The sequence below is a fragment of the Phenylobacterium sp. genome, from assembly GCF_030693405.1.
Classification (GTDB): domain Bacteria; phylum Pseudomonadota; class Alphaproteobacteria; order Caulobacterales; family Caulobacteraceae; genus Phenylobacterium.
Map to the genome: position 1 here is coordinate 1 of NZ_JAUYAW010000069.1, position 23,174 is coordinate 23,174.

At 68.4% G+C, this 23,174-nt stretch carries 27 protein-coding genes, 2 tRNA genes and 1 pseudogene; 13 read left to right on the plus strand and 17 right to left on the minus strand.

Translation table 11 applies throughout. From position 1 onward, the window contains the following. The 3 genes and pseudogenes from Q8N19_RS14555 to Q8N19_RS14565 form a co-directional block, all read left to right on the plus strand. Positions 1 to 212: pseudogene (locus tag Q8N19_RS14555) on the plus strand (CarD family transcriptional regulator); the annotation flags it as partial. A 123-nt stretch (positions 213 to 335) separates the two neighbouring features. Further along, positions 336 to 412 (plus strand) — tRNA-Arg (locus Q8N19_RS14560). Positions 413 to 514: 102 nt separating this feature from the next. Further along, positions 515 to 1,534, plus strand: a complete 1,020-nt coding sequence (locus Q8N19_RS14565; protein WP_305591886.1) for a DUF2804 domain-containing protein — start codon at positions 515 to 517, stop codon at positions 1,532 to 1,534. A 63-nt stretch (positions 1,535 to 1,597) separates the two neighbouring features. Here the strand turns inward: Q8N19_RS14565 and Q8N19_RS14570 are convergent, their stop codons facing one another. Beyond that, positions 1,598 to 2,302, minus strand: a complete 705-nt coding sequence (locus tag Q8N19_RS14570; RefSeq protein ID WP_305591932.1) for a MauE/DoxX family redox-associated membrane protein — start codon at positions 2,300 to 2,302, stop codon at positions 1,598 to 1,600. A 103-nt stretch (positions 2,303 to 2,405) separates the two neighbouring features. Here Q8N19_RS14570 and Q8N19_RS14575 point away from each other — a divergent pair, with 103 nt between their 5' ends. Further along, positions 2,406 to 2,819, plus strand: a complete 414-nt coding sequence (locus tag Q8N19_RS14575; protein ID WP_305591888.1) for a MerR family transcriptional regulator — start codon at positions 2,406 to 2,408, stop codon at positions 2,817 to 2,819. A 10-nt stretch (positions 2,820 to 2,829) separates the two neighbouring features. Here Q8N19_RS14575 and Q8N19_RS14580 read toward each other — a convergent pair whose 3' ends face one another. From Q8N19_RS14580 to Q8N19_RS14595, 4 genes are all read right to left on the minus strand, one after another. Further along, entirely contained in the window at positions 2,830 to 3,246 is a 417-nt protein-coding gene (locus tag Q8N19_RS14580) for a copper resistance protein CopC (protein WP_305591890.1), read from the minus strand. 14 nt (positions 3,247 to 3,260) lie between these two features. Continuing rightward, entirely contained in the window at positions 3,261 to 4,181 is a 921-nt protein-coding gene (locus Q8N19_RS14585) for a copper resistance protein B (RefSeq protein WP_305591892.1), read from the minus strand. Further along, on the minus strand, positions 4,178 to 5,959 hold the full coding sequence (locus Q8N19_RS14590) for a copper resistance system multicopper oxidase (RefSeq protein ID WP_305591894.1): 1,782 nt from the start codon (positions 5,957 to 5,959) through the stop codon (positions 4,178 to 4,180). Before Q8N19_RS14590 ends, Q8N19_RS14585 begins: the two co-directional genes overlap by 4 nt. Before the next feature lie 77 nt (positions 5,960 to 6,036). After that, positions 6,037 to 6,372 (minus strand): hypothetical protein, encoded by a 336-nt coding sequence (locus Q8N19_RS14595; RefSeq protein ID WP_305591896.1) that lies wholly within the window; start codon positions 6,370 to 6,372, stop codon positions 6,037 to 6,039. 159 nt (positions 6,373 to 6,531) lie between these two features. On the opposite strand from Q8N19_RS14595, the gene Q8N19_RS14600 reads away from it, so the two are divergent. Together Q8N19_RS14600 and Q8N19_RS14605 are read left to right on the plus strand one after the other, a co-directional pair. Next, entirely contained in the window at positions 6,532 to 6,846 is a 315-nt protein-coding gene (locus Q8N19_RS14600) for a helix-turn-helix domain-containing protein (RefSeq protein ID WP_305591898.1), read from the plus strand. Positions 6,847 to 6,854: 8 nt separating this feature from the next. Continuing rightward, complete coding sequence (locus tag Q8N19_RS14605; protein WP_305591900.1) at positions 6,855 to 7,058, plus strand: hypothetical protein; 204 nt, start codon at positions 6,855 to 6,857, stop codon at positions 7,056 to 7,058. Positions 7,059 to 7,072: 14 nt separating this feature from the next. Here Q8N19_RS14605 and Q8N19_RS14610 read toward each other — a convergent pair whose 3' ends face one another. Beyond that, the gene (locus Q8N19_RS14610) at positions 7,073 to 7,417 is read right to left on the minus strand and encodes a zf-TFIIB domain-containing protein (RefSeq protein ID WP_305591901.1); all 345 of its coding nucleotides are present in this window, start codon (positions 7,415 to 7,417) and stop codon (positions 7,073 to 7,075) included. A 228-nt stretch (positions 7,418 to 7,645) separates the two neighbouring features. Here Q8N19_RS14610 and Q8N19_RS14615 point away from each other — a divergent pair, with 228 nt between their 5' ends. The 4 genes from Q8N19_RS14615 to Q8N19_RS14630 all read left to right on the plus strand — a co-directional run bounded on the left by Q8N19_RS14615 (position 7,646) and on the right by Q8N19_RS14630 (position 12,414). Continuing rightward, positions 7,646 to 8,308: a Fe2+-dependent dioxygenase gene (locus Q8N19_RS14615; RefSeq protein WP_305591903.1), complete on the plus strand. Its 663-nt coding sequence runs from the start codon at positions 7,646 to 7,648 to the stop codon at positions 8,306 to 8,308. Positions 8,309 to 8,409: 101 nt separating this feature from the next. Next, on the plus strand, positions 8,410 to 9,087 hold the full coding sequence (locus Q8N19_RS14620) for a nitroreductase (protein ID WP_305591906.1): 678 nt from the start codon (positions 8,410 to 8,412) through the stop codon (positions 9,085 to 9,087). Positions 9,088 to 9,202: 115 nt separating this feature from the next. Next, complete coding sequence (locus Q8N19_RS14625) at positions 9,203 to 11,701, plus strand: pyrroloquinoline quinone-dependent dehydrogenase (RefSeq protein ID WP_305591907.1); 2,499 nt, start codon at positions 9,203 to 9,205, stop codon at positions 11,699 to 11,701. Between the two features lie 80 nt (positions 11,702 to 11,781). Then, entirely contained in the window at positions 11,782 to 12,414 is a 633-nt protein-coding gene (locus Q8N19_RS14630) for a TIGR02281 family clan AA aspartic protease (RefSeq protein ID WP_305591909.1), read from the plus strand. A 77-nt stretch (positions 12,415 to 12,491) separates the two neighbouring features. On the opposite strand, the gene Q8N19_RS14635 is transcribed toward Q8N19_RS14630, so the two are convergent. The 3 genes from Q8N19_RS14635 to Q8N19_RS14645 form a co-directional block, all read right to left on the minus strand. Beyond that, entirely contained in the window at positions 12,492 to 12,857 is a 366-nt protein-coding gene (locus tag Q8N19_RS14635; protein ID WP_305591911.1) for a hypothetical protein, read from the minus strand. A 147-nt stretch (positions 12,858 to 13,004) separates the two neighbouring features. Continuing rightward, a complete protein-coding gene (locus tag Q8N19_RS14640) occupies positions 13,005 to 13,682 on the minus strand; it encodes a TetR/AcrR family transcriptional regulator (RefSeq protein ID WP_305591913.1) in 678 nt (225 codons plus the stop codon). A gap of 113 nt (positions 13,683 to 13,795) precedes the next feature. Continuing rightward, a tRNA-Gly gene (locus tag Q8N19_RS14645) sits at positions 13,796 to 13,870 on the minus strand. A 143-nt stretch (positions 13,871 to 14,013) separates the two neighbouring features. Here Q8N19_RS14645 and Q8N19_RS14650 point away from each other — a divergent pair. Then, entirely contained in the window at positions 14,014 to 14,379 is a 366-nt protein-coding gene (locus tag Q8N19_RS14650; protein ID WP_305591915.1) for a VOC family protein, read from the plus strand. Positions 14,380 to 14,391: 12 nt separating this feature from the next. Here Q8N19_RS14650 and Q8N19_RS14655 read toward each other — a convergent pair whose 3' ends face one another. Then, positions 14,392 to 15,414: a 2'-deoxycytidine 5'-triphosphate deaminase gene (locus Q8N19_RS14655; RefSeq protein WP_305591917.1), complete on the minus strand. Its 1,023-nt coding sequence runs from the start codon at positions 15,412 to 15,414 to the stop codon at positions 14,392 to 14,394. 136 nt (positions 15,415 to 15,550) lie between these two features. Here Q8N19_RS14655 and metZ point away from each other — a divergent pair, with 136 nt between their 5' ends. Continuing rightward, positions 15,551 to 16,735, plus strand: coding sequence for an O-succinylhomoserine sulfhydrylase (gene metZ / locus Q8N19_RS14660; protein ID WP_305591919.1), 1,185 nt, complete (start codon positions 15,551 to 15,553; stop codon positions 16,733 to 16,735). Between the two features lie 62 nt (positions 16,736 to 16,797). Here metZ and Q8N19_RS14665 read toward each other — a convergent pair whose 3' ends face one another. The 4 genes from Q8N19_RS14665 to Q8N19_RS14680 form a co-directional block, all read right to left on the minus strand. Continuing rightward, positions 16,798 to 17,709 (minus strand): Hsp33 family molecular chaperone, encoded by a 912-nt coding sequence (locus tag Q8N19_RS14665; protein ID WP_305591921.1) that lies wholly within the window; start codon positions 17,707 to 17,709, stop codon positions 16,798 to 16,800. Positions 17,710 to 17,763: 54 nt separating this feature from the next. After that, positions 17,764 to 18,699 carry an ornithine carbamoyltransferase gene (argF, locus tag Q8N19_RS14670; protein WP_305300989.1) on the minus strand — a complete coding sequence of 312 codons (936 nt, stop codon included), beginning with the start codon at positions 18,697 to 18,699 and terminating at the stop codon, positions 17,764 to 17,766. Between the two features lie 111 nt (positions 18,700 to 18,810). After that, positions 18,811 to 19,992 carry an aspartate aminotransferase family protein gene (locus tag Q8N19_RS14675; RefSeq protein WP_305300993.1) on the minus strand — a complete coding sequence of 394 codons (1,182 nt, stop codon included), beginning with the start codon at positions 19,990 to 19,992 and terminating at the stop codon, positions 18,811 to 18,813. A gap of 197 nt (positions 19,993 to 20,189) precedes the next feature. After that, positions 20,190 to 21,026 carry an ABC transporter permease gene (locus Q8N19_RS14680; protein ID WP_305591923.1) on the minus strand — a complete coding sequence of 279 codons (837 nt, stop codon included), beginning with the start codon at positions 21,024 to 21,026 and terminating at the stop codon, positions 20,190 to 20,192. A 224-nt stretch (positions 21,027 to 21,250) separates the two neighbouring features. Between Q8N19_RS14680 and Q8N19_RS14685 the strand changes: the two genes are divergently transcribed. After that, positions 21,251 to 21,760 (plus strand): GcrA family cell cycle regulator, encoded by a 510-nt coding sequence (locus Q8N19_RS14685; protein WP_305591925.1) that lies wholly within the window; start codon positions 21,251 to 21,253, stop codon positions 21,758 to 21,760. Between the two features lie 61 nt (positions 21,761 to 21,821). Here the strand turns inward: Q8N19_RS14685 and Q8N19_RS14690 are convergent, their stop codons facing one another. From Q8N19_RS14690 to Q8N19_RS14700, 3 genes are all read right to left on the minus strand, one after another. Next, a complete protein-coding gene (locus tag Q8N19_RS14690) occupies positions 21,822 to 22,172 on the minus strand; it encodes a MarR family transcriptional regulator (RefSeq protein WP_305591926.1) in 351 nt (116 codons plus the stop codon). Then, on the minus strand, positions 22,169 to 22,462 hold the full coding sequence (locus Q8N19_RS14695) for a DUF6516 family protein (protein WP_305591928.1): 294 nt from the start codon (positions 22,460 to 22,462) through the stop codon (positions 22,169 to 22,171). Before Q8N19_RS14695 ends, Q8N19_RS14690 begins: the two co-directional genes overlap by 4 nt. A 120-nt stretch (positions 22,463 to 22,582) precedes the next feature. Continuing rightward, positions 22,583 to 22,822, minus strand: coding sequence for a hypothetical protein (locus Q8N19_RS14700; protein WP_305591930.1), 240 nt, complete (start codon positions 22,820 to 22,822; stop codon positions 22,583 to 22,585). Positions 22,823 to 23,174 lie beyond the last annotated feature (352 nt).

The following is a 23,174-nucleotide window of genomic DNA, read 5'->3' on the forward strand; positions in this document are numbered from 1 at the left end:
ATTCCGGCGACCTGATCTCCATCGCCGAGGTGGTCCGCGACCTCCACCGGGCCGAAAACCAGCCCGAACAGTCCTATTCCGAGCGCCAGCTCTATGAATCGGCCCTGGACCGCATGGCCCGGGAAGTCGCCGCCATCGAGCGGATCGACCGCGACGCGGCCATCATCATGCTCAACAAGTCCCTGCTGGTGAAAGCCTCGGCCGCCGCCTGATCTGGGCGACCATCAGACGCTCAAGACGCCCGGCCCAGCGCCGGGCGTTTTTCGTTTGGCATCGCCAAGACCGTAGGGGCTTGGCGCCGCCCCCCGCCCCATGGCATCGCTCAGGCCCAAGCCGGCCCGGTAGCTCAGCAGGACAGAGCAGCGGTTTCCTAAACCGAAGGTCAGGGGTTCGAGTCCCTTCCGGGCCGCCAGGGGGAAGGCGGCCGTGGCCGTGGGCGGCATTCAGCGCCGCCTCGCTCCCAGAATCGACGTAGCCAGAATGTGTCGAAACTCGGTTGGGGCGGGGGCAAACTATGCAGCACAAGATGGGACCCGGGCCTCTCCTCGACGGGGCGGGCCGCCTGGCTGAGTCTGGATGGGCGACCTCCGAGGTGAAGCGCTACAGTCGCACCGCCGTTAGGGCGCCGCGATGGCGACTGAAGGAGTGGGACTATTACTGCATCACCGCGCCGGACTTCGCCCTGGCCCTGACAGTCGCTGACAACGGCTATATGGGCCTGCTGGCCACGGCCTGGATCGATTTCAAGGCGGCGACGGCCACCAATGGCGCCGCCATGACCGCCTTTCCCATGGGCCGGATGCGCCTGCCAGCCAGCGCCGACACCGGAGATGTCGAAGTTCAGTCTGGCGGCGTGAAGATCCGCTTTCGCCATGAGAACGGTGGCCGCCGTCTGATCGTCGAGCACCCTGCCTTCGACCGAGGGAGAGGCCTGAAAGGCGATATCTATCTCTCCGACCCGCCACGGGATCGCATGGTCATCGCCACGCCCTTCCATGGCGCGCCGCGCGCCTTCTACTACAATCAAAAGATCAACTGCCTTCGAGCGGAGGGCGAGGTCACCCTGGGCGACGAACGTCATAGGTTCTCCCCCGACTGCGCCTTCGCGGTCCTCGACTGGGGTCGAGGCGTCTGGACCTATGACAATACCTGGTACTGGGGGTCAGCCTCGGGCTTGCACGAGGGGCGGCGGTTCGGTTTCAACATCGGCCACGGCTTCGGAGACACCTCTGCGGCGACCGAGAACATGGTCTTCCTCGACGGCATCGCCCACAAGCTCGGGGACGTGACCTTCCACCTGCCGCAGGGCGGGCACGACAGCGGGCCGTGGCGATTCACCAGCAGCGACGGGCGTTTTGAAATGGGCTTCACGCCCATAGTGGACCGCGCCTCAGCCACCGACCTCGGGCTCCTTCGGTCTGTGCAGCATCAGGTCTTCGGCCGCTTCTCCGGTGAGGTGATCCTGGACGACGGAGAACGGCTGCAGATCCGCGATCTCCATGGCTTCGCCGAAGAAGTCGAGAACCGCTGGTAGGCCTGGGTAACCTCGACGCAGAGTCAGAGCCTAGAAGCGCGTTCTTCTCAGCCCAATCGCCCCTCACATCGCAAGCATCCACACGGCCATGGCGATCATCATCAGGTTCTCGGTCAGCGACAGGAAGCCGAGCGGCACGTTGCTGTCGCCGCCGACACAGGCGCATTTCAGGGTGCGGCGGTCCAGATAGACGGCCTTGAACACCGACACCGCGCCGATGACGCCGATGGTCAGGGCCACGGGCGCCGAAAGCCAGGTGAATACGCCGGCGACCATCAGGGCGCCGGCCCCGAACTCGGCGAAGGGGTAGATCTTGCCGTAGGGCGGCCAGCGTTTGGCCAGCAGGTCGTAGTTGAGGAACATGGTCGAGAAGCTCTCGACATTCTGCAGCTTGAGCATGCCGAGAACCATCATCGACAGGGCGATGAACCACACCGCGGTCTGGACGCTCAGCGCGGTCCCGTAGACCGCCAGGCTGATCATCACGGCCATGATGGCGGTGGTGGCGAACACCACCAGGACCGGGGTGTAGGTCACAGCCTTGGGGTCGCGGACCTTCAGGCCCAGGTGGCGGCGCAGATCATCATGGCCGCCGATCCGCTCGCCTTCGATGAAGACCTGCGGCGTGGTGGCGACCCCATGCTCCGCCTTGAAGGCGTCGGTCTCCGCCCGGCTGGTCAGCCAGCGGTCGTCCACCTGATAGCCGCGGCTGCGCAACAGGTGTCGGGCCTTCAACCCGTAGGGACAGACATGGTCGGCCATCACCATACGATGCAGCACGGCGGTCTTCTGGGGTGAGGTCACGGGGGCTCCTTGGACTTGTAATCCTTGAGGCCGACCCTAGGTTCCGTACGTCAGTACGGAGTCAATCATGAAATCTCGAACCATCGCCATCCTGGCCCGCGAGGGCGGCGTGGGCGTGGAGACCGTGCGCTTCTACCAGCGCCGCGGCCTGATGCCGACGCCAGAGCGTTGGTCCAGGGATGGGGTCGGAACCGGCGTGCGCCGCTATGGGGAGGAGGATGTCCGCCGCCTGCGCTTCATCCGCTCAGCCCAGACGGCGGGCTTCACCCTGGAGCAGATCAAGGAGCTGCTGTCCCTGGACGCCGGCGAGGACCGGGCCCGGGCCCATGAACTGGCCACCGAACGGCTGGCGGCCCTGGACCAGGCCATCGCCGACCTGGTCGAGGCCCGCGCGGCCCTGCGGCGCCTCGCCGGCGCCTGCGCCTCAACCGACCAGGGCCCCTGCCCGATCATCGCCGCCTTCCAGGGGGAGGCGGCTTAAGAGTCCGCCTCTAGTGGACCATGAACCGCACAGTCCCGGTCATCTCGTGGCCGTCGGCGCCCTTGGCCGTCCAGGTCAGGACGTAGCGGCCGGGCGTCAGGTCAGGCAGGTCGGCGGAGACCTCGGTGGTGGCCGCGGCCGCGGCCACCGGCACGGCCTGGGCAGGCTTGCCTTCGCCGGCCACAGTGACCGCCGTCAGCGTCATGGGGTGCTCGAACACAGCGGTGAACCAGTCAGGCGTCCCGTGGGTCATCTCGCCCTCAGCTGGGCTGGTGACCACCCCGTGGGCGGCATGATCGCCGGGCTTGGCGGGCGCAGCGGCCATCGCCCCATGGCCGGCGTGAGGGTCCTGGGCCAGGGCCGGGGCCGGGGCGGAGGTGAGCGCCAGAGCCAGGGCAGGCGCGAGGATCGACATCAGGGGTCGCATGTTCAAGGGCTCCTTCAGAACCAGGCCCGCAGGCCGATGACGATGGCGGTGTGTTCCGTCTCTCCGCCCCCGGCGCGGGTACGGCTGGCCGTCCCCCCCAGGTCGCGGCTCCAGTCGATGCCCACATAGGGGGCGAATTCCTTGGCGCTCTCGTAGCGCAGGCGCAGGCCCGCCTCCACATGGGTCAGGCCGGCGCCGAGGCCAAGCTCAGGGATGTCGGCGGCCGCGGCCTCCACCTCGATCCGCGGCTGCAGGATCAGGCGCTGGGTGATCCGCTGGTCGTACTCGGCCTCCACCCGCGCGGTCAGGTCGCCCTGGCTCGATAGAAAAGCCGCAGCGTCAACCTCCCACCAGTGGGGCGCGAGGCCCTGGACTCCGAGCACCAGGTGCGTCGGGTCCTCGCCATCCTCGCGGAAATCCTGCCGGACGCCGGCCTGCACGTCCCAGAAGGGCGTGACCGCCCGGCTGTAGAGGGCCTGGACCTCGCCCTCGATCTCGCCGTCCGGGGAGACCTCGCCTTCGGACTTCCACCAGAAGCGGTTGATGTCGCCGCCGGTCCAACCGGCCACGTCCCACAGGCCGGCGGCCTCGCCGTCCTCGATCCGCACCTCCAGCCGGTCGATGATCACCGCGGTGGCGCGCACGTCGCCATTCTCCCGCAGCAGACCCTCCCGGGCGCGGGCCATCACAGCCTCGCCCCACAGGGCGTCGGCGGCGTGGGCGGGACCAGAGCGCGCGGCCCGAGGCGGCGGCGGACGCCGCGGCCGTCCCGGATCATCGGCGCTGGTGGGTACGTCGGGCGGCCCGCTGGCCGAAGTTCCCATGGTGTGGCCCGCATGGGGATCAGCTTGCGCCGCCCCGTGGACGTGTTCCTGGGCGTGGGCCCCGCCGGCGCTCAGCGCCAGGGGGATCAGGGCGATGAGCAAGGCCTTCATGCGGGCGCTCCGTCCAGGGGCCGCACGGTGACCACATTGAACATGCCCGCATGCATGTGCATCAGCATGTGGCAGTGGAAGGCCCAGTCGCCGGGCGCATCGGCGGTCAGGTCAAACGTCACCTTGGAGCCTGGCGCCACATTGACCGTGTGCTTCAGGGGCTGATGTCCCGCCGGACCGCCGGTCACCAGCTCGAAGAAGTGGCCATGCAGGTGGATGGGGTGGGCCATCATGGTGTCGTTGACCAGGGTCACCCGCACCCGCTCGTTGCGGGCGAAGGCTATGGGCTCGACGATCTCGGAGAACTTCCGGCCGTCGAAGCCCCACATGAACCGTTCCATGTTTCCGGTCAGGTGTATCTCCAGGGCCCGGGACGGCGCCCGCTGGTCCTTGTTGGGCTTGAGCGCCACAAGGTCGGTATAGACCAGCACCCGGTGGGGGACGTCCTCCAGCCCCATGGGCCGCTCGCCCAGCCGGTTGGCCGGGTCAGGCGAGATCATGTCCACCCCGACGCCCACGGCCATGGCGGCCGGGGCGTTATCGGGATCGCGCATGGCGTGGCCCCCATGGTCCATGCTGCCGTGGTCCATGCCCCCGTGATCCATCGCCGCGGGCGCGCCATGGCCCATGGCCGCGTGGTCCATGCCGTCCATGGCGCCCATGCCCCCCATTCCCATGTCGCGCATGGTGAGCGTCGGAACCTTGCGCAGGGGCGGGACGGCCGCGGTCATGCCCAGGCGCGGCGCGAGCGTCGCCCGCGCCAGGCCCGACCGGTCTACCGCCTCGGCTACCAGGGTGTAGGCCTGATCCTCGGTGGGCCGGACGATGACGTCATAGGTCTCGGCCACCGCGATCTGGAACTCGTCAACCTCCACCGGCCGGACGTTCTCGCCGTCAGCGTTGACCACGCTCATGGCCAGGCCTGGAATCCGGACATTGAAGATCGACATGGCCGAGGCGTTGATGATCCTCAGCCGCACCCGCTCGCCGGGCGAAAACAGGCCGGTCCAGTTCTCCGCCGGCCCATGGCCGTTGACCAGATAGGTGTAGGTGGTCCCGTTGACGTCGGCGATGTCCCGGGGGTCCATCCGCATGGCCCCCCACATGCGCCGTTCCTCCAGGCTCATCCCGTCCTCGCCGGAGATCAGGCCCGACAGGGTGGTGCGCGACCGGTTGAAATAGCCGGGGCTCTTCTTCAGCCGGTCGAGGATCTCGTGGGGATGGAGGAAGCTCCAGTCGGCCAGGACCAGCACATGCTCGCGGTCATAGACCACCGGGTCGGCCTCGGCCGGATCGATGACCAAAGGCCCGTAATGACCCATCGCCTCCTGCAGATTGGAGTGCGAATGGTACCAGAAGGTCCCCGACTGGATGACCGGGAATTCGTACTGGAAGGTCTCGCCCGGCGCGATGCCGGGGAAGCTGATCCCGGGCACCCCGTCCATCTGGAAGGGCAGCAGCAGACCGTGCCAGTGGATCGAGGTGTCCTCATCCAGGGTGTTGGTCACTGACAGCCGCGCGGTCTGGCCTTCGCGCAGGCGGATGAGCGGGGCGGGCACGGTCCCATTGACGGTGATCGCATGGCCGGTGCGCCCGCCGACGGTGAAGGGCGAGTGGCCGACCCGAAGCTTGATGTCCGGACCGCTCAGCGTCTGAGGAGCGGCGCGCAGCCCATGGGTTCCCGACTGCGCCCAGGCCGGCATGAGCCCCTGCAGGGCCAGAAGGCTAGCGCCCCCGCCCATGGCTCGCAACAGCCGGCGTCGTTCGCGGTCGATCATCGGGGCGGACTCCTTTGAGCTTCAGCCATCGACCGCCTTCTTGCCCTAGGGACCATGGTACGGAGTCAAGCGCGTCCTCAGCCGCCCTCGGCCTCCCCTTCCCCGTCGCCACCGGCCATGGCGGCGATCTGGGCCTCCAGGGCGCGCCGGGTCTCCGGCGAGCAATCGGAGATGTTCGCCGTGGCCGACGGGGCCGCCGGCGCGCTGAGCAGGTCTTCGACCACGCTCTCGGCGGCGGCGCGCAGCATGGGCTCCTCGATGCCGGCGACGCCGATCCGGGCCAGCGCTGCGGCGTCCACATCTGCCCAGCCGCAGGTGGCGGCGGCCTGCCGCAGGGTCTGGGCGGCCCGCAGCCCCTGGCTGAGTTCCGGATTGGCCGCCTCCACCGCCGCCCAGGCGGCGTTTCGGCTCACCTGTCCAAGATCAGCCTCCCCACAGGCGGCCAGGGCCAGGGCGCAGAGCGGCGCAATCAGAGCCGGGCGCAGGCGCCGCTTCGCGGGAGGGCGCGCGTGATCGCTTGACTTCCTTTCATGCGTAAGAAATAACTTACACATGAAAGGCGGGCATCCAATTTGACCACTGGAGACGAACTGGCGCTGACCCTCGCCGCGCTCAGCAATCCCCACCGCCTGCGCGTCCTTGCGGTCCTGAGCGAGGGGGGGCGCAACTATGTCAGCCGGTTGGCCCGCGAGATCGGCATCAGCCGGCCCCTGCTTCATCTGCACCTGAGCAAGCTGGAGGAGGCCGGCCTTGTCCGCAGCCAGCTTGAGCTGTCGGCTGACGGCAAGGCGCTGAAATACTTTGAAGTTTGTCCGTTCCATCTGGAGCTGACCCCTGAAATCGTCGCCAGGCTGGCGCCGACCCTGTCTGAAAAATCCGAGAAATAGGGACTGACATGCACGAGAATATCTTCCTCCTCGCCCTGGCCATGCCGATGGCGACCATCCTGCTGGTCTTCGCCATGCGCTATGGCGCCGCCGTGATGGAGGCCCGCGCCGCCCAGAGGACCGGCGCCTCGCAGCAGGACCTCCTCAACGGCCTGGCCGAGATCAAGACCCGGCTTTCTGCCATCGAGACCGTCCTCAAGGCGGTGGACTGAGGCGCCCGGCCGCCTCAGTCGAAGATGTCGAAGATGGAGGGGCGCTTCTTGTAGCGGGGGCCGTAGCCGTACTCTCCGCGTTCCCCGCGCTCGCCATATTCGCCGCGCTCGCCCCGCTCCCCATAGCCGCCGGCCCAGGGCTGCGGCGGGGGCTGGTGCGGGGGCGGGCCGCCATAGGAGGCCGCACCGGGCGAGGGCGGCGGCGGCGCAGCAGTCTGGGCGGCGGATTCCATCAGCTTTTCCAGCTCGCCCCGGTCCAGCCAGACGCCGCGGCAGGTGGGGCACATGTCAAACTGGACGCCGGCGCGGTCCACCGTCTGCATGGCGCTGTTGTCATTGGGGCATAGGAGCAGGGGCATGGAGGCTTCCTTCTGAACAACGGAGGCCGATGGCGTTGACGGACCCTTCGACCTCACGTGGCGACGTGATGCGTCCGACATCGTGCGCCGACCAGGGTCGGCGTCACCAGAGGGGCCCGGTTCGCGATCCCAAGATGGGGGCCAGGTCTCGGCCCGGCAAGCCCCCTCTTGCGGCTTGATCGCGGGGCGCCAGATAGGACTGCTGACCTGGCCAAAGGAGCTGCGCCCGTGATCCTGTTGCCCGACGTCCTGTCCCCCGACCTGGTCCGTCAGATCCGGGAGGCCCTGGCCGGCGCGCCCTTCCGCGACGGGCGGGCGACCGCCGGGGCGGCCGCGGCCCCGGTGAAGGACAACCAGCAGGCCCGCGGCGATGACCCCACCGTCATCGCCCAGGCCCGTCAGGTGCGCCTGGCCCTGGAGGCCCACCCCATCATGCGTCGGCTGGCCAGGACGGTCCGCTGGTCGAACCTGATCTTCTCCCGCTATGGCCAGGGCCAGCACTACGGTCTGCACGCCGACAACGCGGGCATGAGCGACGAGCATGGCTGGCCCCTGCGCACCGACCTCAGTTTCACGCTCTTTCTCTCTGATCCCGAGACCTATGAGGGCGGCGCCCTGGTGGTCGAGGACCTGGCCGGCGAGCGGGCCTTCCGCCCTCCGGCCGGCGCGGCCATCCTCTATCCCACCGGCCGTCTGCACCGGGTGGCGCCTGTGACGGCGGGCGAGCGGCTGGCCTGCGTCGGCTGGGTGCAGAGCCTGATCCGCAATCCCGACCAGCGCGAGGCGCTCTACGACCTGGAGCAGGTGCGCGAGACCCTGCCCCCCGGCGAGGCGGCCCTGCGGCTCGACAAGACCATCGCCGCCCTGCTGCGCATGTGGGGCGAAGCGTGAGGCCGCTTGCCTTTGACGCTACGGCACAGATTGGCTTGGCGGCCGAAAACTGACAGGTCTTCATCCCTTGGAACCGCGCCAGAATCTCAAGGGTCCCCTTCATGCAGTTTGATGACGTCATCCTCGGTCGCCGCAGCATCCGCGGGTACAAGCCCGACCCGGTGCCGAGGGAACTGATCGAGGAGATCCTGACCCTGGCCATGCGCGCGCCGTCCTCCATGAACACCCAGCCTTGGAATTTCTACGTCATCACCGGCGAGCCCCTGGACCGCATTCGGGCGGGCAATACCGAGCGCATGGTGGCCGGGGTGCCGCAGTCGCGGGAGTTCCGCACCGGCCAGGCCTTCGAGGGCCAGCATCGCGACCGCCAGGTGGGCGTGGCCAAGCAGCTGTTCGCCGCCATGGGCATCGCCCGCGAAGACAAGGAGATGCGCCAGGACTGGGTGCTGCGCGGCTTCCGCCAGTTCGACGCGCCGGTGTGCATTATCGTTACCTATGACCGGGTCCTGGACGGCAGCGACGACACGCCCTTCGACTGCGGGGCGGTGACTACGGCGCTGGTCAACGCCGCCTGGTCCCGGGGCCTGGGGGCGGTGATCAACAGCCAGGGCATCATGCAGTCGCCGGTGGTCCGCGAACACGCTGGCATCGCCGATGATCAGGTGATCATGAAGAGCATTGCGCTGGGCTGGCCCGACGAGACCTTCCCCGCCAACGCCGTGGTCTCGGAGCGCAAGTCCGTGGCCGAGGCCGCCACCTTCGTCGGGTTCGGCGACTAACCGCGCGCCGGAACGCCTCGCTCTGCGCACGGGTGCGGGAACTTTTTCGCACCAGCATGAAACGCCTTCGGGTCTTCGGACGCTCTAGCTTGCGAAGCTGGAGGGAGACCGGGTCATGGCCAACGAGGTTGCGGAACATGGACGCGCCGAACGCCGCGGCTGGCGCTGGCTCTATCTCGCCCTGGCGAGCCTGACCGGCGCCCTTGGTCTGGTGATGGCCGGCCTGGGGGTCTGGCTGATCACCCTGGGCGGGTCGTTCTACTACTTGGCCGCCGGCGCCCTGCTGGCGGCCGGCGCCGTCTTCACTTGGCGCCGCCGCGACCGGCTGGCGCTTGGCCTGTTCGCTGCAGCCTTCCTGCTCACCCTGGTCTGGTCGCTGATCGAGATCGCTGGCAAGGGCTGGCTGCCCGCCTGGGGCATCGACCTCGCCGGACGCATCGGCGTGCTCACCGGCCTCCTGGCCGCTGTGGCCCTAGCCTATCTGCTGTGGCGCAGCCCGCCCCGCTCGACCCCGCGCCGCGCGGCGCTCGCCGGCGTGGCCGGAGGCGTCGTAGCCCTCGCCGCCCTGGTCTTCGTCAGCTGGGAGCGGACCGAGCCGCCGACCGGCGCCGCAGGTCCGGCAGCGCCCACGTCTGCCAATGAGGCCGGCGCCGACTGGACCGCCTATGGCGGCGCCCTGGGCGGGCGGCGCTATTCCAGCCTCAACCAGATCACCACCGCCAATGTCGGCGATCTGCAGGAGGCCTGGACCTTCCGCAGCGGCGACCTCAATCCCGAGGCGGGGCGCGTCTTCTATTCGTCCCAGAACACGCCGATCAAGGTCGAGGACTTCCTCTACACCTGCACCCCGACCAGCCAGGTGTTCGCCCTCGATCCCGGCACCGGCGAGGTGCGCTGGAGCCATGACCCCAAGGTTCCCGCCAAGACCATGGAGTCCCTGTTCACCGCCGCCTGCCGTGCGGTGGGCTATTTCGATGACGGCGCCCCGGCCGGTCGCCCCGAGGCGATCTCCGCCATGCCCGCCGTTCCCGGCGCCATCGGCCCCGTCCCCCGGGGCGGCAGCCAGTGCCACCGCCGGGTCTTCGTCGCCACCGCCGATGGCCGGCTCATCGCCCTCGACGCCGTAGGCGGCTTCCCCTGCCAGGAATTCGGCGAGGCTGGCGTCGTCGACATGACCGAGGGCATGGGCCTGCGCGAGACCGGCTTTGCCTCCAACACTTCTGGGGCCACCGTGGTCGGGGGCCTGCTGATCCTCGGCCAGCAGGTCAGCGACAACCAGCGGCGGGACGCCCCGTCCGGCGTGGTGCGCGCCTATGACGCCCGCACCGGGGAGCTGCGCTGGGCCTGGGACGCCCTGCGGCCCGACGCCCAGGCCGCCCTGGCGCCCGGCGAGATCTATCCCCGCGGCACCCCCAATGTGTGGAACATCATCTCCGCCGACGAGTCCCTGGGCCTGGCCTTCCTGGCCACCGGCAACGCCGCGGCCGACCAGTGGGGCGGCAACCGCACGCCCGAGGAGGACCGCTTCACCGACGCCGTCGTCGCCGTCGACCTGGCGACCGGCGCCACCCGCTGGGTCTACACCACGGTGACCCACGACCTCTGGGACTATGATCTGGGCGCCCAGCCCATGCTGGTGGACGTGACGATCGACGGCGCCCCGCGCCAGGCCATCATGCAGGCCAGCAAGACCGGCAACTTGTTCCTGCTGGACGCGGCCTCCGGCGCGCCGCTCCGCCCGGTGGAGCAGCGTCCGGCCCCGCAGGGCGCCGCGCCCGGCGACTGGGTGTCGCCCACCCAGCCTCAATCGGTGTTCTTCCCCAATGTCGGCGGCGTCCCCGGCCCCGAGCCCGAACATATCGACCCCCGCCACGCCTTCGGCCTGACCCCCATCGACGGGGCGCTGTGCCGCATCAGCTTCCACCGGCATCGCTATGAGGGGATGTTCACCCCGCCGACCACCGACAAGGCCGGCATGCTGCTGTTCCCCGGCACGGTCGGCGGCCTGAACTGGGGCGGCCTCGGATTTGACCCGGAGCGCCGGCTGATCATCGCCAACAACTCGCGCCTGCCCAATCTGGTCATCCTGCACCCTCGCGACCAGGTGGAAGACAAGGCCGTCGGGTCCGGCGGCGCGCGGCCAGATCAGGCGGTCGCCCCCCATCAGGGCACGCCCTATGGCGTGACCCGGCCGATCTGGTGGTCGGCGCTCAAGGTCCCCTGTATCGCCCCGCCCTGGGGTTATATCTCGGCGACCAACATCGATACGGGCGAGCTCGTCTGGTCCAAGCCGCTGGGCACCGGGTTCGACGTCGGTCCCCTTGGCCTGCCCACCTTCCTGAAGATCGCCACCGGCACCCCCAATCTCGGCGGCCCCCTGGTCACTGCGGGCGGCCTGACCTTTATCGGCGCGGCCCAGGACGACTTCCTGCGGGCCTTCGAGACCGAAACCGGCAAGCTGGTCTGGCAGGCCCGCCTGCCCGCCGGTCCCCAGGCCGGCCCCATGACCTACGAGCATCAGGGCCGCCAGTACGTCGCCATCACGGCCACCGGCCACGCCCGTTTCGAAACCACGCCGGGTGACTATCTGAAGGTCTACGCCCTGCCCGAGTGAACCCCTGACGCAAAGGTTTAGGCCACGTCCCCGCGCCAGCGTTTCCCGTCGGTCGGGACGTGCCCTATCATCCCCCGCCTATGTTCGACGCCCTCCCCTACTGGCAGCAGCTAGCGGTCTACGCCATGGCCGCGGCCCTGCTCCTGACCCTGCTGCCGCGGCTGCCCTATGTGGGCCAGGCCCTGCACGCGGTCCTGTCCTTCGCCGTCCTGGCCATCTGCGTCTTCTTCCTGCTGCAGCAGGCGCCCTATCAGCCGTGGCTGGCGCCGCTGCTCGACCGGGTGGGCGCCGACAGCCAGGAGGTGACCGGCGAGGAGGTGCGCCTGCGCATGTCGCCGGACGGCCATTTCTGGGCTCAGGTCACCCTCAATGGCGTGGAGACCCGGATGCTGGTGGACAGCGGGGCGACGCTCACCACCCTGTCGGTGGAGACCGCTGAGCGGGCGGGCCTGACCCCCACCCCAGGCCTGGCCCCCATCTTCGCCCGCACCGCCAATGGCGTCGTCCAGGCCCAGCCGGCCTCGGTGGAGGACTTCCGCCTGGGCGGCCTGACCGCCACCGACCTGAAGGTCGCCATCTCCCCCAACCTCGGTCCCGTGGACATCCTGGGCATGAACGTCCTGGTGCGGCTGGCCAGCTGGCGGGTGGAGGGACAGACCATGATCCTGACGCCGCAGCCCGCCTCCGATGCAGCGGCGGCCGACCCGTCCTGACCCGCTGACGACCCGTCAGGTCATTGCGGGCCTGCCCATCGCCGCAGACCCTATGCCAGCGCCATGCGGTGGGCGGCCTAGCCGGCGGCGCTGCGGCTCGCCGGCGTCTCCGCGGGGCCGATCAACTGGCGTCCCGCCTCAGTGAGGGCCCAGCGGTAGCTGCCGGGACCGAAGGGCAGATGCATCAAGGGGGCTTGCGGGCGCGCAGCGGCGAAGACCAGATAGCGGTCAAAGGCCTCGAACAGTTCAGCCTCCAGCGCCTGACGGGCAGGCTTGGCCCGCACCCCGCGCCGCTCGGCGATCCGTCTGGCCACATCGGTCCGATGCAGGGCGCCGCCGCAGGCCATCAGGGTGTCCAGGATCTCGGCCACCGTAGGGGCGAGCTCGTCCAGCCGGACAGAGCCCATCAGCCGGCGATAGGCGGCAAGCTCGACAACAGTCATCTCATCAACCGTGAAGTCTACCCGGGGGAGGGGTCCGCTCGAGCGCCATGGTCAAGCTTCGGCGGACGGCCGGCTAGCCATTAACCATTGAGATGACAGCGTCAACCACGCGGACGCCGCGACGTCCCCATTCTGGGGAGCTGGATCTCAACCGCCGAAGGCGCCGGGTCCGAACGCCGCCACGGTCTCTTCGCTCGGGTCGCAGCGTTCGGGCGTAAGCGCGGCGCTGAGACTGATGAAGGCGTGCAGGGGGGCGGCGGCGATCACCGCCGGATCAATGCCCAGAACCCTGATCGAGTCATGCTGTAGAATGGTCGCCAGACCATGCATGGTCGCCCAAAGGTGCAGGGCGTCCTGGTCGGCCAGGGCGTCCGGATCAGGTCGCCCATGGTGGAGATGCAGGCGAAGGACCGCCCCGCGCAGGGCGTGGAAGGCCTTGCTGGCCCTGGCGGCCATCTCCGGATGGGTCTCGCCGCTGGGCAAGGGAAAGGCGAACATCAGCCGGTAGGCCGAGGGCCGTTTCGCCGCATAATCCAGGTAGCGCGCGCCCATGGCCATGAGCGCGGTCTCCAGGTCGGCTTCGCCGGTCGCGGCGGCCTCCAGCTGGTCGCCAAAGTCGTCGAAACAGCGGCCGATCACCTCGGCCAGCAGATGATCGCGGGTGGGGAAATACTTGTATGGCGCCTGATGCGAAACGCCGAGGCGGCGGGCCACATCCCGCAGGGACAGCTTCTCGAGCCCGTCCTGCTCGATGATCGCCAGGGCCTCGCGGACGCTGGCCTCCCGGACGCCGCCTTCGGGCAGCGATGTCGCGCGTCCGGCCATGATCGCCTGGGTCCGTCCTGAATGAATGGCGATTGGACCAGGATTCGAGGCCTGACGGCAAAGGCTGCGCGCCGGTCCGGCCGCGCCCTCTGATCTGTCATACCGCGGAAAACTGGAGCGGCCGGGGGGAATCGAACCCCCGACATTCAGCTTGGGAAGCTGACGTTCTACCTCTGAACTACGGCCGCGCAGGTCTTCCTATCGGGGGCGCAGGGGGGCTGTGTCAACTGGGAGCGCAGGTCTTGCCGTCCCACCCGACGCGACTTCCTCTTGCTTCCCCGACCGTCACCTTGGCTAGGGTTGTCCTAACCATTCGGGGAGGACCAAGATCATGATCGGCTATGTCACACTGGGCGTCAGTGACCTGGAGCGCGCCAAGGGCTTCTACGGGACCGTGCTCGCCCCCCTGGGCGCCAAGCCGGCGTTTGGCAGCGACCGGATGCAGGGCTTCTCCAACGGGGCCGGCCCCATGCTCAGCGTCTGCCTGCCCTATGACGGCGAGACGCCCAGCCCAGGCAACGGGACCATGGTGGCCCTGGCCGCCCCGTCCCGCGAACTGGTGGACGAGATCCACGCGCTCGCCCTGAAGACCGGGGCCGCCGACGAGGGCGCGCCGGGCATCCGCATCCCGAACTTCTACGGCGCCTATTTCCGCGACCTGGACGGCAACAAGCTCTGCGTCTTCAAGATGGGCTAGAGCGCGTCCCGATCAGCCCCAGGGGCGGAAGTGTTTCGACAGCTTCAGCCCCTGGCGCTGGTAGTGGGAGCCGCCCTCGCCATAGAGGCGCGAGGGCTTTTCGGTGAGCGGCTCATAGACCAGGCGGGCGACCGTCTGACCGTCCTCCAGCAGGAAGGGGGTCTCGTGGCTGCGCACCTCCAGCACGCCCCGCGAGCCCTGGCCGCCGGCCTCCTCGGTGCCGAAACCTGGGTCGAAAAACCCCGCATAATGCACCCGAAACTCCCCCACTGAGGGGTCAATTGGGGTCATTTCGGCGGCCTGCAGCACCGGGATCTCCACGGCCTCCTTCGAGGCCAGGATATAGAATTCGCCGGGATCGAGCAGGAGTTCCCCATGGCGCGGGACCAGGGGCTCCCAGAAGTCCCGCGGATCGTGGCCGTCCTCCTTGTCCATGTCGATCACGCCGGCGTGGCGCCGCGCGCGGAATCCCGCCACCCCTTCAGTCAGGTCAACGCCGACGCTGCGCAGGTCAAGCTTGGGCGGCTCGCCGCGCTTGAGGCGCAGCTGGTTCAGCCGCGTGCCGGTGCGCACCAGGATCGAGAAGGTCTGCGGCGCGATCTCCATATAGATCGGGCCGTTATAGCCGTCAGCCACATCGTCGAAGGCCGCGCCGTGGTCGGTGAGCAGGCGGACAAAGACGTCCACCCGGCCCGTCGAACTCTTGGGATTGGCCCGCGCCGCCACGCCCGGCGGCAGGGCCAGCGCCTCCTGAAGTTCGGCGATATAGACGCAGCCCTTTTCCAGCACCGCGCCCTTGGAGAGGTCGAGCTCATGCATGGCCACGTCTTCGAGCCGCTGGACCACCTTGCGGCCGAGGCCGGGCAGGAAGGAGGCCCGCACCCGCCAGGCCCGCACGCCCAGGCGCAGGTCGAGACTGGCCGGCTGCACCTGGTCGGCGTCGAAGGGACTGGCGCTGGTGATCGCGCCCTGGGCGATCAGGGCGTCAATGGCCTGGCAGGGCAGGATTCCGGGCGGGAGCTTGGCGTCTGTCATCGCAGGGACACTCGCCGCTGGCCCCGAGTCTGACAAGACGCCGTCTGACCCCTGCGCCCTGCAGCCGCGGCCCTTGACCGACAAGCCCTGAGGCGGTTGATGCGCACTCCGAGCTTGCCTGCCGGGAGGAGCCCCCATGGCCGAAGATCCGCGCGACTGGAACCTGGAGACCAAGCTGGTCCGGGGCGGTATGGCCCGCACCGCCTATGGCGAGATTTCCGAGGCGCTCTTCCTCACCCAGAGCTTCGCCTATGACAGCGCAGCCGCCGCCGACGCCCGGTTCGCCGGCGACGCGCCGGGCTTCATCTATCAGCGCTTCGGCAACCCCACGACGCAGATGTTCGAGGACCGGCTGGCCCTGCTGGAGGGCGCCGATCTCTGCCGCGCTACCGCGTCGGGCATGTCGGCGGTGCATGTGGCCCTGACGGGTCTCGTGCGGGCCGGCGATCACATCGTGGCCGGCCGCGCCCTGTTCGGCTCCTGCCGCTGGATCCTGTCGGAATGGATGCCGCGCTTTGGCGTCGAGGTGACCTATGTGGACGCCGTCGATCCCGAGGCCTGGAAGGCCGCGGTGCGCGACAACACAAAGTGCTTCCTGGTGGAGAGCCCGGCCAATCCGCTGCTGGAGGTGACGCCTATTGGCGCGGTGGCCGAGATCGCCCGGGCCTGCGGCGCCAGGCTGGTGGTGGACAATGTCTTCGCCACCCCGATCTTCCAGAAGCCCCTGGCGCTGGGCGCCGACATCGTCGTCTATTCGGCCACCAAACATATCGACGGCCAGGGCCGCGTCCTGGGCGGGGCGATCCTCGGCGGCGAAGAGGTGATGCTGGAGTCCTACAAGGACATCCTGCGCCATACGGGGCCTGCGCTCTCGCCCTTCAACGCCTGGGTGCTGCTCAAGGGCCTGGAGACCCTGGACCTGCGGGTGCGCCGCCAGAGCGATAACGCCGCCCACGTGGCGGACGCCGTGGCCGCCCACTCAAAGGTGCGCCAGACCGTCTATTGCGGCCGGCCCGACCACCCGCAGGCGTCCATCATCGCCAACCAGATGACCGGCGGCGGCAATGTGCTGGCCTTCGATCTCGGCAGCCGCGAGGCCGCCTGGCGGTTCCTGGACGCCCTGGAGATCGTCGACATCTCCAACAATCTCGGCGACGCCAAGTCCATGGCCACCCATCCCTGCACCACCACCCACCGCTCCATGCCGGCGGCCGAGCGGGAGTCCATTGGACTCACTGAGGGCTGGGTGCGGATGAGCGTCGGCCTGGAGAACGACCGCGACCTGCAGCGCGACGTCGAGCGGGCGCTCGACCAGGCCTGACCGGTCCTAGAGCCTGAGCGCGTTTCGGTCCGATAACCGGTTCCCACTTATCGGAACGCGCTCTAGCCGCTGGTCAGGCTCTCCGGCTCCAGCCGATAGGTCTTGGCGCAGTACTCGCAGGTGACATGGATGCGCCCGTCCGGCTCGACCATGTCGGCGCGCTCCTCAGCCTCGAACGAGGCCAGGACCCCTCGGATGCGGTCTTCCGAACACCGGCAGACGGCGCTGAGCGCCTGGTCCTCGAACACCCGCACCCCGTCCTCGTGGAACAGGCGAAACAGCAGGGTCTGGCCCGAAATGGTCGGGTCGAGCAGCTCGTCCTCGCCGATGGTCTCGAAGAAGGCCTGGCTGCGGGTCCAGGCTTCTTCCGTGGAGCCGCGGGCCTGATCCTCGGCCACGTTCTGGATCAGCATGCCGCCGGCCCGCCAGCGCAGGCCATCGCCCACATCGGCCCGACCCACCGCCAGTCGCACCCGGGTGGGGGTCTGTTCGGACTGGGCGAAATACTGTTCGGCGCAGAGCGCCAGGGTCTCGCCCTCGATGGCGGTGACGCCCTGATAGCGGTCCATGTCCGGGCCCTGGTCGACGGTCATGATGAAGACCCCGCCGCCCAGCAGCGTCTTGGCGCCGGGACGCACGAACCCCTGTGAGGCTTCAGCCACCGCGTCGGGATCAAACCGGCAATAGCCGCGCAGGTGGCCTGAGGTGTCGTAGTCGGCGACCACATAGCGCACCGGGCCTTCGCCTTGGGCCTGGACGATCAGCCGGCCCTCGAACTTGAGCGCGGAGCCCACCAGGGCCGCCAGCGCGCAGGTCTCGCCCAGCAGGTTGGCGACGGCTTCCGGATAGGCGTGGGCGGCCAGGATCTCGTCGATGGCCGGACCCATGCGTACGAGGCGGCCGCGGACCGCGGCGTCCTCGATCTGGAACGGGCCGACAACGTCATCGGGGATGGGGAGCGTGTTCTGGGACATGGCGAGGCCATATAGGCGCCTCGCGCCCCGATTGCGAGCCCGGCTGTGGCGGCCTCAGATCGCCCCGAAGCACCAGGCCAGGATCGACTTCTGGGCATGGATGCGGTTTTCCGCCTCATCCCAGATCTTCGAGCGCGGGCCATCCATCACCGCATCGGTGACTTCCTCGCCGCGGTGGGCGGGCAGGCAGTGGAGGAAGATCCCGTCCTTGGCCGCCAGATCCATCAGCTCGTCGTCCACCTGATAGGGCTCGAAGGCCGCCAGGCGCGCGTCATGGTCGGTGTCGCCCATCGAGACCCAGGTGTCGGTGATCACGCAGTCGGCGCCGCGCACGGCCGCCCGGGGATCTTCGGTCATCGTCACCTGCCCCTGCATCTCGGCAGCGCGGGCCAGATCGGTCAGGTCGGGGTGATAGATGGTCGGGCAGGCGATGTTCAGCTTGAAGCCGAACTTGCCCGCCGCATGGATGAAGCTTGAGCACACATTGTTGCCATCGCCGACCCAGGCCAGCGTGCGGCCCCTCACCGGCCCCAGATGCTCCTCGAAGGTCAGCAGGTCGGCCAGGATCTGGCAGGGGTGGCTCTTGTCGGTCAGGCCGTTGATCACCGGCACGGAGGAGGCGAGCGCCAGACGCTCCACGTCCTCGTGGGTGTTGGCGCGGATCATGATCGCGTCGACCATCCGCGAGAGCACCTTGGCGGTGTCCTCGATGGGCTCGCCGCGGCCCAGCTGCATGTCGGCCGAGGTGGAGATGATCACGTCCCCGCCCAGCTGGCGCATGGCTGCGTCAAACGAGAAGCGGGTGCGGGTGGAGTGCTTCTCGAAGATCATGGCCAGCACGCGCTCGCGCCCGGGGGCGTCGGCGTCCACCCGGCCCTGGGGCCAGCCGGCCCGGGCGGCCTTGCGGGCCTTGGCGTCATCAAGGATGGCGCGCAGATCGGCGGACTCCATCCGCCAGAGGTCGAGAAAATGTCTCGGAGAAGAGGTCATCGGGGGAAAATCCCATCGACCCCGCGCCTGCGCCGGAAATTGGAAATGACGCGTGCTGAGCGCGGGGTCCTTGATTGATGAGTCCCGGCGTCGGGGCCGGGCGTGAAATCCTCAGGCCGCCGCCTGGGCCTTGGCGCGGGCTCGCTCACAGGCGGCTTCGAACCGCTCGATCGCCTCGCGGGCCTCGTCCAGGGTGAGGTTGAGCGGCGGCAGCAGGCGCACGCAGTTGTCCCCGCCGCCGGCGATCAGCAGGTGCTCGTCGCGGGCGTGCTGCATGAACTCGCGGTTGGGGGTCACCAGCTTGACGCCGATCAGCAGGCCCTTGCCGCGCACATCGGCCACCACGTCGGGATAGCGGTCCTTGAGGCCGGCGATCTGCTGGTTGAAATAGCCGGCCACCTCGCGGACATGGGCCAGCAATTCGGGCTTGGCCAGCTCATCCAGGGCCGCCTGACCGACCGCCATGGCCAAGGGATTGCCGCCATAGGTCGAGCCATGCGAGCCGACGCTCATGGCCGATCCGGCCTCGATGGTGGCCAGGCACGCGCCCACCGGGAAGCCGCCGCCCAGAGCCTTGGCCACGCACATGATGTCGGGGTTGCCCTCGCCCTCGGCCCAGTCATGGGCGAACAGGCGCCCGGTGCGGGAAAGGCCACACTGGATCTCGTCATAGATCAGCAGGATGCCCTCATCGTCGCACAGCTGGCGCAGGCCCTTCATGCAGGCCACCGGCAGGGAGCGGGCGCCGCCCTCCCCCTGGACCGGCTCGATGATGATCGCCGCCGTGGTCGGGCCGATGGCCGCGCGCAGGGCGTCGTGGTCGCCATACGGCAGGTGGACGAAGCCCGGCAGCGGCGGGCCAAAGCCCTCCAGATAGGAGGCGTTGCCGGAAGCGTTGACCGCAGCCACCGTCCGGCCGTGGAACGAGCCCTCGAAGCCGATGATGTCCACCCGCTCCGGATTGCCCCGGGCCCAGTGATACTTCCGGGCCGTCTTGATGGCGCACTCCACGGCCTCGGCCCCGGAATTGGTGAAGAACACCACATCCGCAAAGGTCTCGGCGCAGAGCCGGCTGGCGAGCGCCTCCTGCCCCGGGATCTTGAAGATGTTGGAGACGTGCCAGAGCTTTTCGGCCTGGTCCTTCAGGGCCTGGACCAGCCGCGGATGGGCGTGGCCCAGCGCGTTGACCGCAATGCCGGCCATGCAGTCCAGATAGGCCTCGCCGTCCGCCGTGAAAAGTCGCGCGCCCTCGCCTCGTTCGAACGCCAGCGGGGCGCGGTTGTACACGCCCATGATGTGGTCGCTGGGAACGGTCGCGGCGGACGTCGCGGTCTTTTCAGTCACGGGAGGAGGCCTCCAAAGGAAACGTCCCCGCACGCTGGGCGACGGGGACTGGAAGGCTCGATCTTTTCCGGCGCGAACCGCGCTCTGTCAATGATTTCGCAGGGTGGCGGCAAGACGAGGCGGAGCCTGTGTCCCGGCCGCCAGCCTCAGGTCTTCAGCTTGTAGCCGCTCTCGAACATCCACAGGCAGACACAGGCGAACGCAATCGCGATGCCCGCCGTCATCCCGACGCCCGTCAGCAGGGAGCCCTCGGCCTGGCCGATGAAGCCATAGCGGAAGCCGTCGATCAGATAGAAGAAGGGGTTGAAGTGGCTGGCCGTGCGGAACGGCTCGGGCAGGCGCTCGACCAGATAGAAGGTCCCCGACAGGAAGGTCATGGGCATGATGACGAAGTTGGTCACCGCGGCCATGTGGTCGAACTTCTCGGCCCACAGCCCGGCCATGATGCCCAGCAGGCCCAGGATCATCGAGGCCACGCCCGCAAAATAGAGCACCGCCCACAGGTGGGTCAGGGGCAGGCTGGCGAAGGGCAGGACGGCGATCCAGGTCACGGCGCCGACCAGCAGACCCCGGGTCGCCGCGCCCAGCGCAAAGCCCGCCACATGCTCCAGCGGGGTCAGTGGCGGGGTCATGAAGTCCCCTACCAGGCCGTTGACCTTGGCCTGCAGCAGGCTGGACGAGGAATTGGCGAAGGCGTTGTTCAGGATGGTCATCATGATCAGGCCCGGCGCGATGAAGGTGGCGAAGGCCACCCCGCCCACATCCGGGCGCGCCCCGCCGACGGCGACCACAAAGACCATCATGTAGAGCAGCGAGGTGACCACCGGCGCGCCGAGCGTCTGGGTCCCCACCTTCCAGAACCGCTTCACCTCCCGCAGATAGAGGGTGCGGAAGCCTGGCCAGTTGAAGCCGTGATAGGCCCGGGGCGCCGGGGGTGTGGCGGTGGCGATTTCGGCGGCGCGGACGGGCGACATATCGTTCATGGCCCACATGTGCGCCGAGACTCGGCGGCCTGCAAGTGTGCGACCTTCCGACGCTATATGTAGTTCCTGTGGATGGAAGCAGGGGCGCCTATTGTGGCCTTTAAGGAAGTCTTTACGATATCTGGTAGTCCGTGGGGTCAGGCGAAGGCCGGTCCCACAAGATATTGTTTCGGCCGGCCGCGCGGGGTGGCCACCGAGACAGGCGGCCGTTTTGGGAGGCTCTGATGGGTTGGACTGACGAGCGAGTCGATACACTCAAAAAGCTCTGGCAGGACGGCCTTTCGGCCAGCCAGATCGCGAAACAACTGGGCGGCGTCACCCGCAACGCGGTGATTGGCAAGGTCCACCGCCTCGGCTTGTCTGGGCGGGCCATTCCGTCCAAGCCGGCCCGTCCGGTGTTCAAGGCGCCTAGGCCCCAGCGGGCCGCCGCCGCGGCCCCGTCGGCGCCGCGCCGCATCGCCGAACCGGTGGAGGCCGAGGCCGCCGCCCCGGCGCCGGTTCCGGTGCGCTATGTGGACGAGGCCCCGGGTTCGGCCACCGTGCTGACCCTGGGCGCCCACATGTGCAAGTGGCCGATCGGCGATCCCTCCAGCGACGGCTTCACCTTCTGCGGCCGCCGCTGCAGCGACGGCCCCTACTGCACCGAACACGCCCGGGTGGCCTATCAGCCGGCCCAGTCCAAGAAGCGCGCCGGCGGCTCCGACCTGGCCCGCTCCCTGCGCCGGTATATCTGACGGCGCTCTGAGATCGGCCCGGCGCTCAGGTGGGTTCCAGACCCGCTTGGGGGCCGGGCGCTCAGAGAACGACGACCGCGCTCAGCCGGTCGGCCGTCGCGCGGACCTGCCCCTCCGCCCGCTCCACCAGCCCGGCCTTTTCCAGCACCGTCACATCCTCATGGACGCGGCGGTATTGCCGTTGAAGGGCCTGGGCCAGCGCGTTGACCGACTTTTCCGGATGGGCATGCAGATGCCGCAGCAGCCGGTAGCGCTCCCCCGTCATCACCGAGGCGAGACCCTCCCAGCTCTCAAAGGCGATCACCCGTTCCTGGCGATCATCGCCGGCCTCGGCCCGCTTCCAGGCGTCCTTGAACGCGACGAGATCGTCCCGAAGGGTTCCGCCGACCTGTATCTTCACGTCCTTCGTCATATCGCGCCGCCTCTGACCTTCGCCACGTCCGCCTCAAAATCCGCGACCAACTGGTCCACCGATGTGAACCCATAGGGCTCTTCACGGTCGCCGTAGTGCCGATGATCGCCCTTTCCACGCTCGTTGTCGTAACCGACGATCCGAGCGCCTAGCTCGCCATAGAAGAGCGAGTACTTGAGAGTGTGGCTCGATCCCGGGACCGGACGTGCGAGCCGCCAGATTTTCAGCTCGACGATCGCACCGTCGTCGTAGACGCGCTTGGCGTGAAAGAGCAGCTCCGCAGACGGCATAGGATCATATGGGCGCCCAAAACTATGTCGTCAAGTGACATATGTCTCCCAACGGCATCTTTGCCGGCGCCGGGCGATCAGCGGACGCGCCGAACTTCAGAGATGGGTGGAAAGCGGACTTCAGCTTGGGGTCAGCAAATTCGGATGTTTCCAGATGCCCATGGGTCCGTATCGCGCGCAGACCTCAATCGGGCCGATCAAGGCTTGGTTCACGGCGCTTACATCCAGAGGACCATGAAGGGAGGGCTGTAGGCGTTCATCGACTTCGAACCAGACTACGATAAATTCATCAGGAGAATTGCCCCAAGCCTTCCAACTCTGCACGACCTCGGCCTGTCCGTTTTCGAGGGCCTCGAGCATCTCCATGTCCTCAAGTTCAGCGGGCCAATTCCGAGGATCACCGAGTGGCTGGGAGTAGGCATAGAACTGCGCTCCCTTCGGCATCGGCGGGAATCGCGTCCAATCCGCCTCAGCGATAAGCGCGGCTTCGGCAGTCCCGACAGGGCGATAGAGCGTTAGGGTCGTCATGGCCGAGCGTTTGTGCAGTCCACAGTCGACGTCCGCAATGGGTCGAGGCCGTGTGAAAACGCTGTGCCGTAAGTTCTGACCCTTAGCACGCGGTTTAGCGATCAGGCTTGGATGGCCCGGATCAGTTGTTTGGCGCCGAGGATCTGGATCATCCTCTTCAGATTGTAGGCCAGGACGTGGAGGC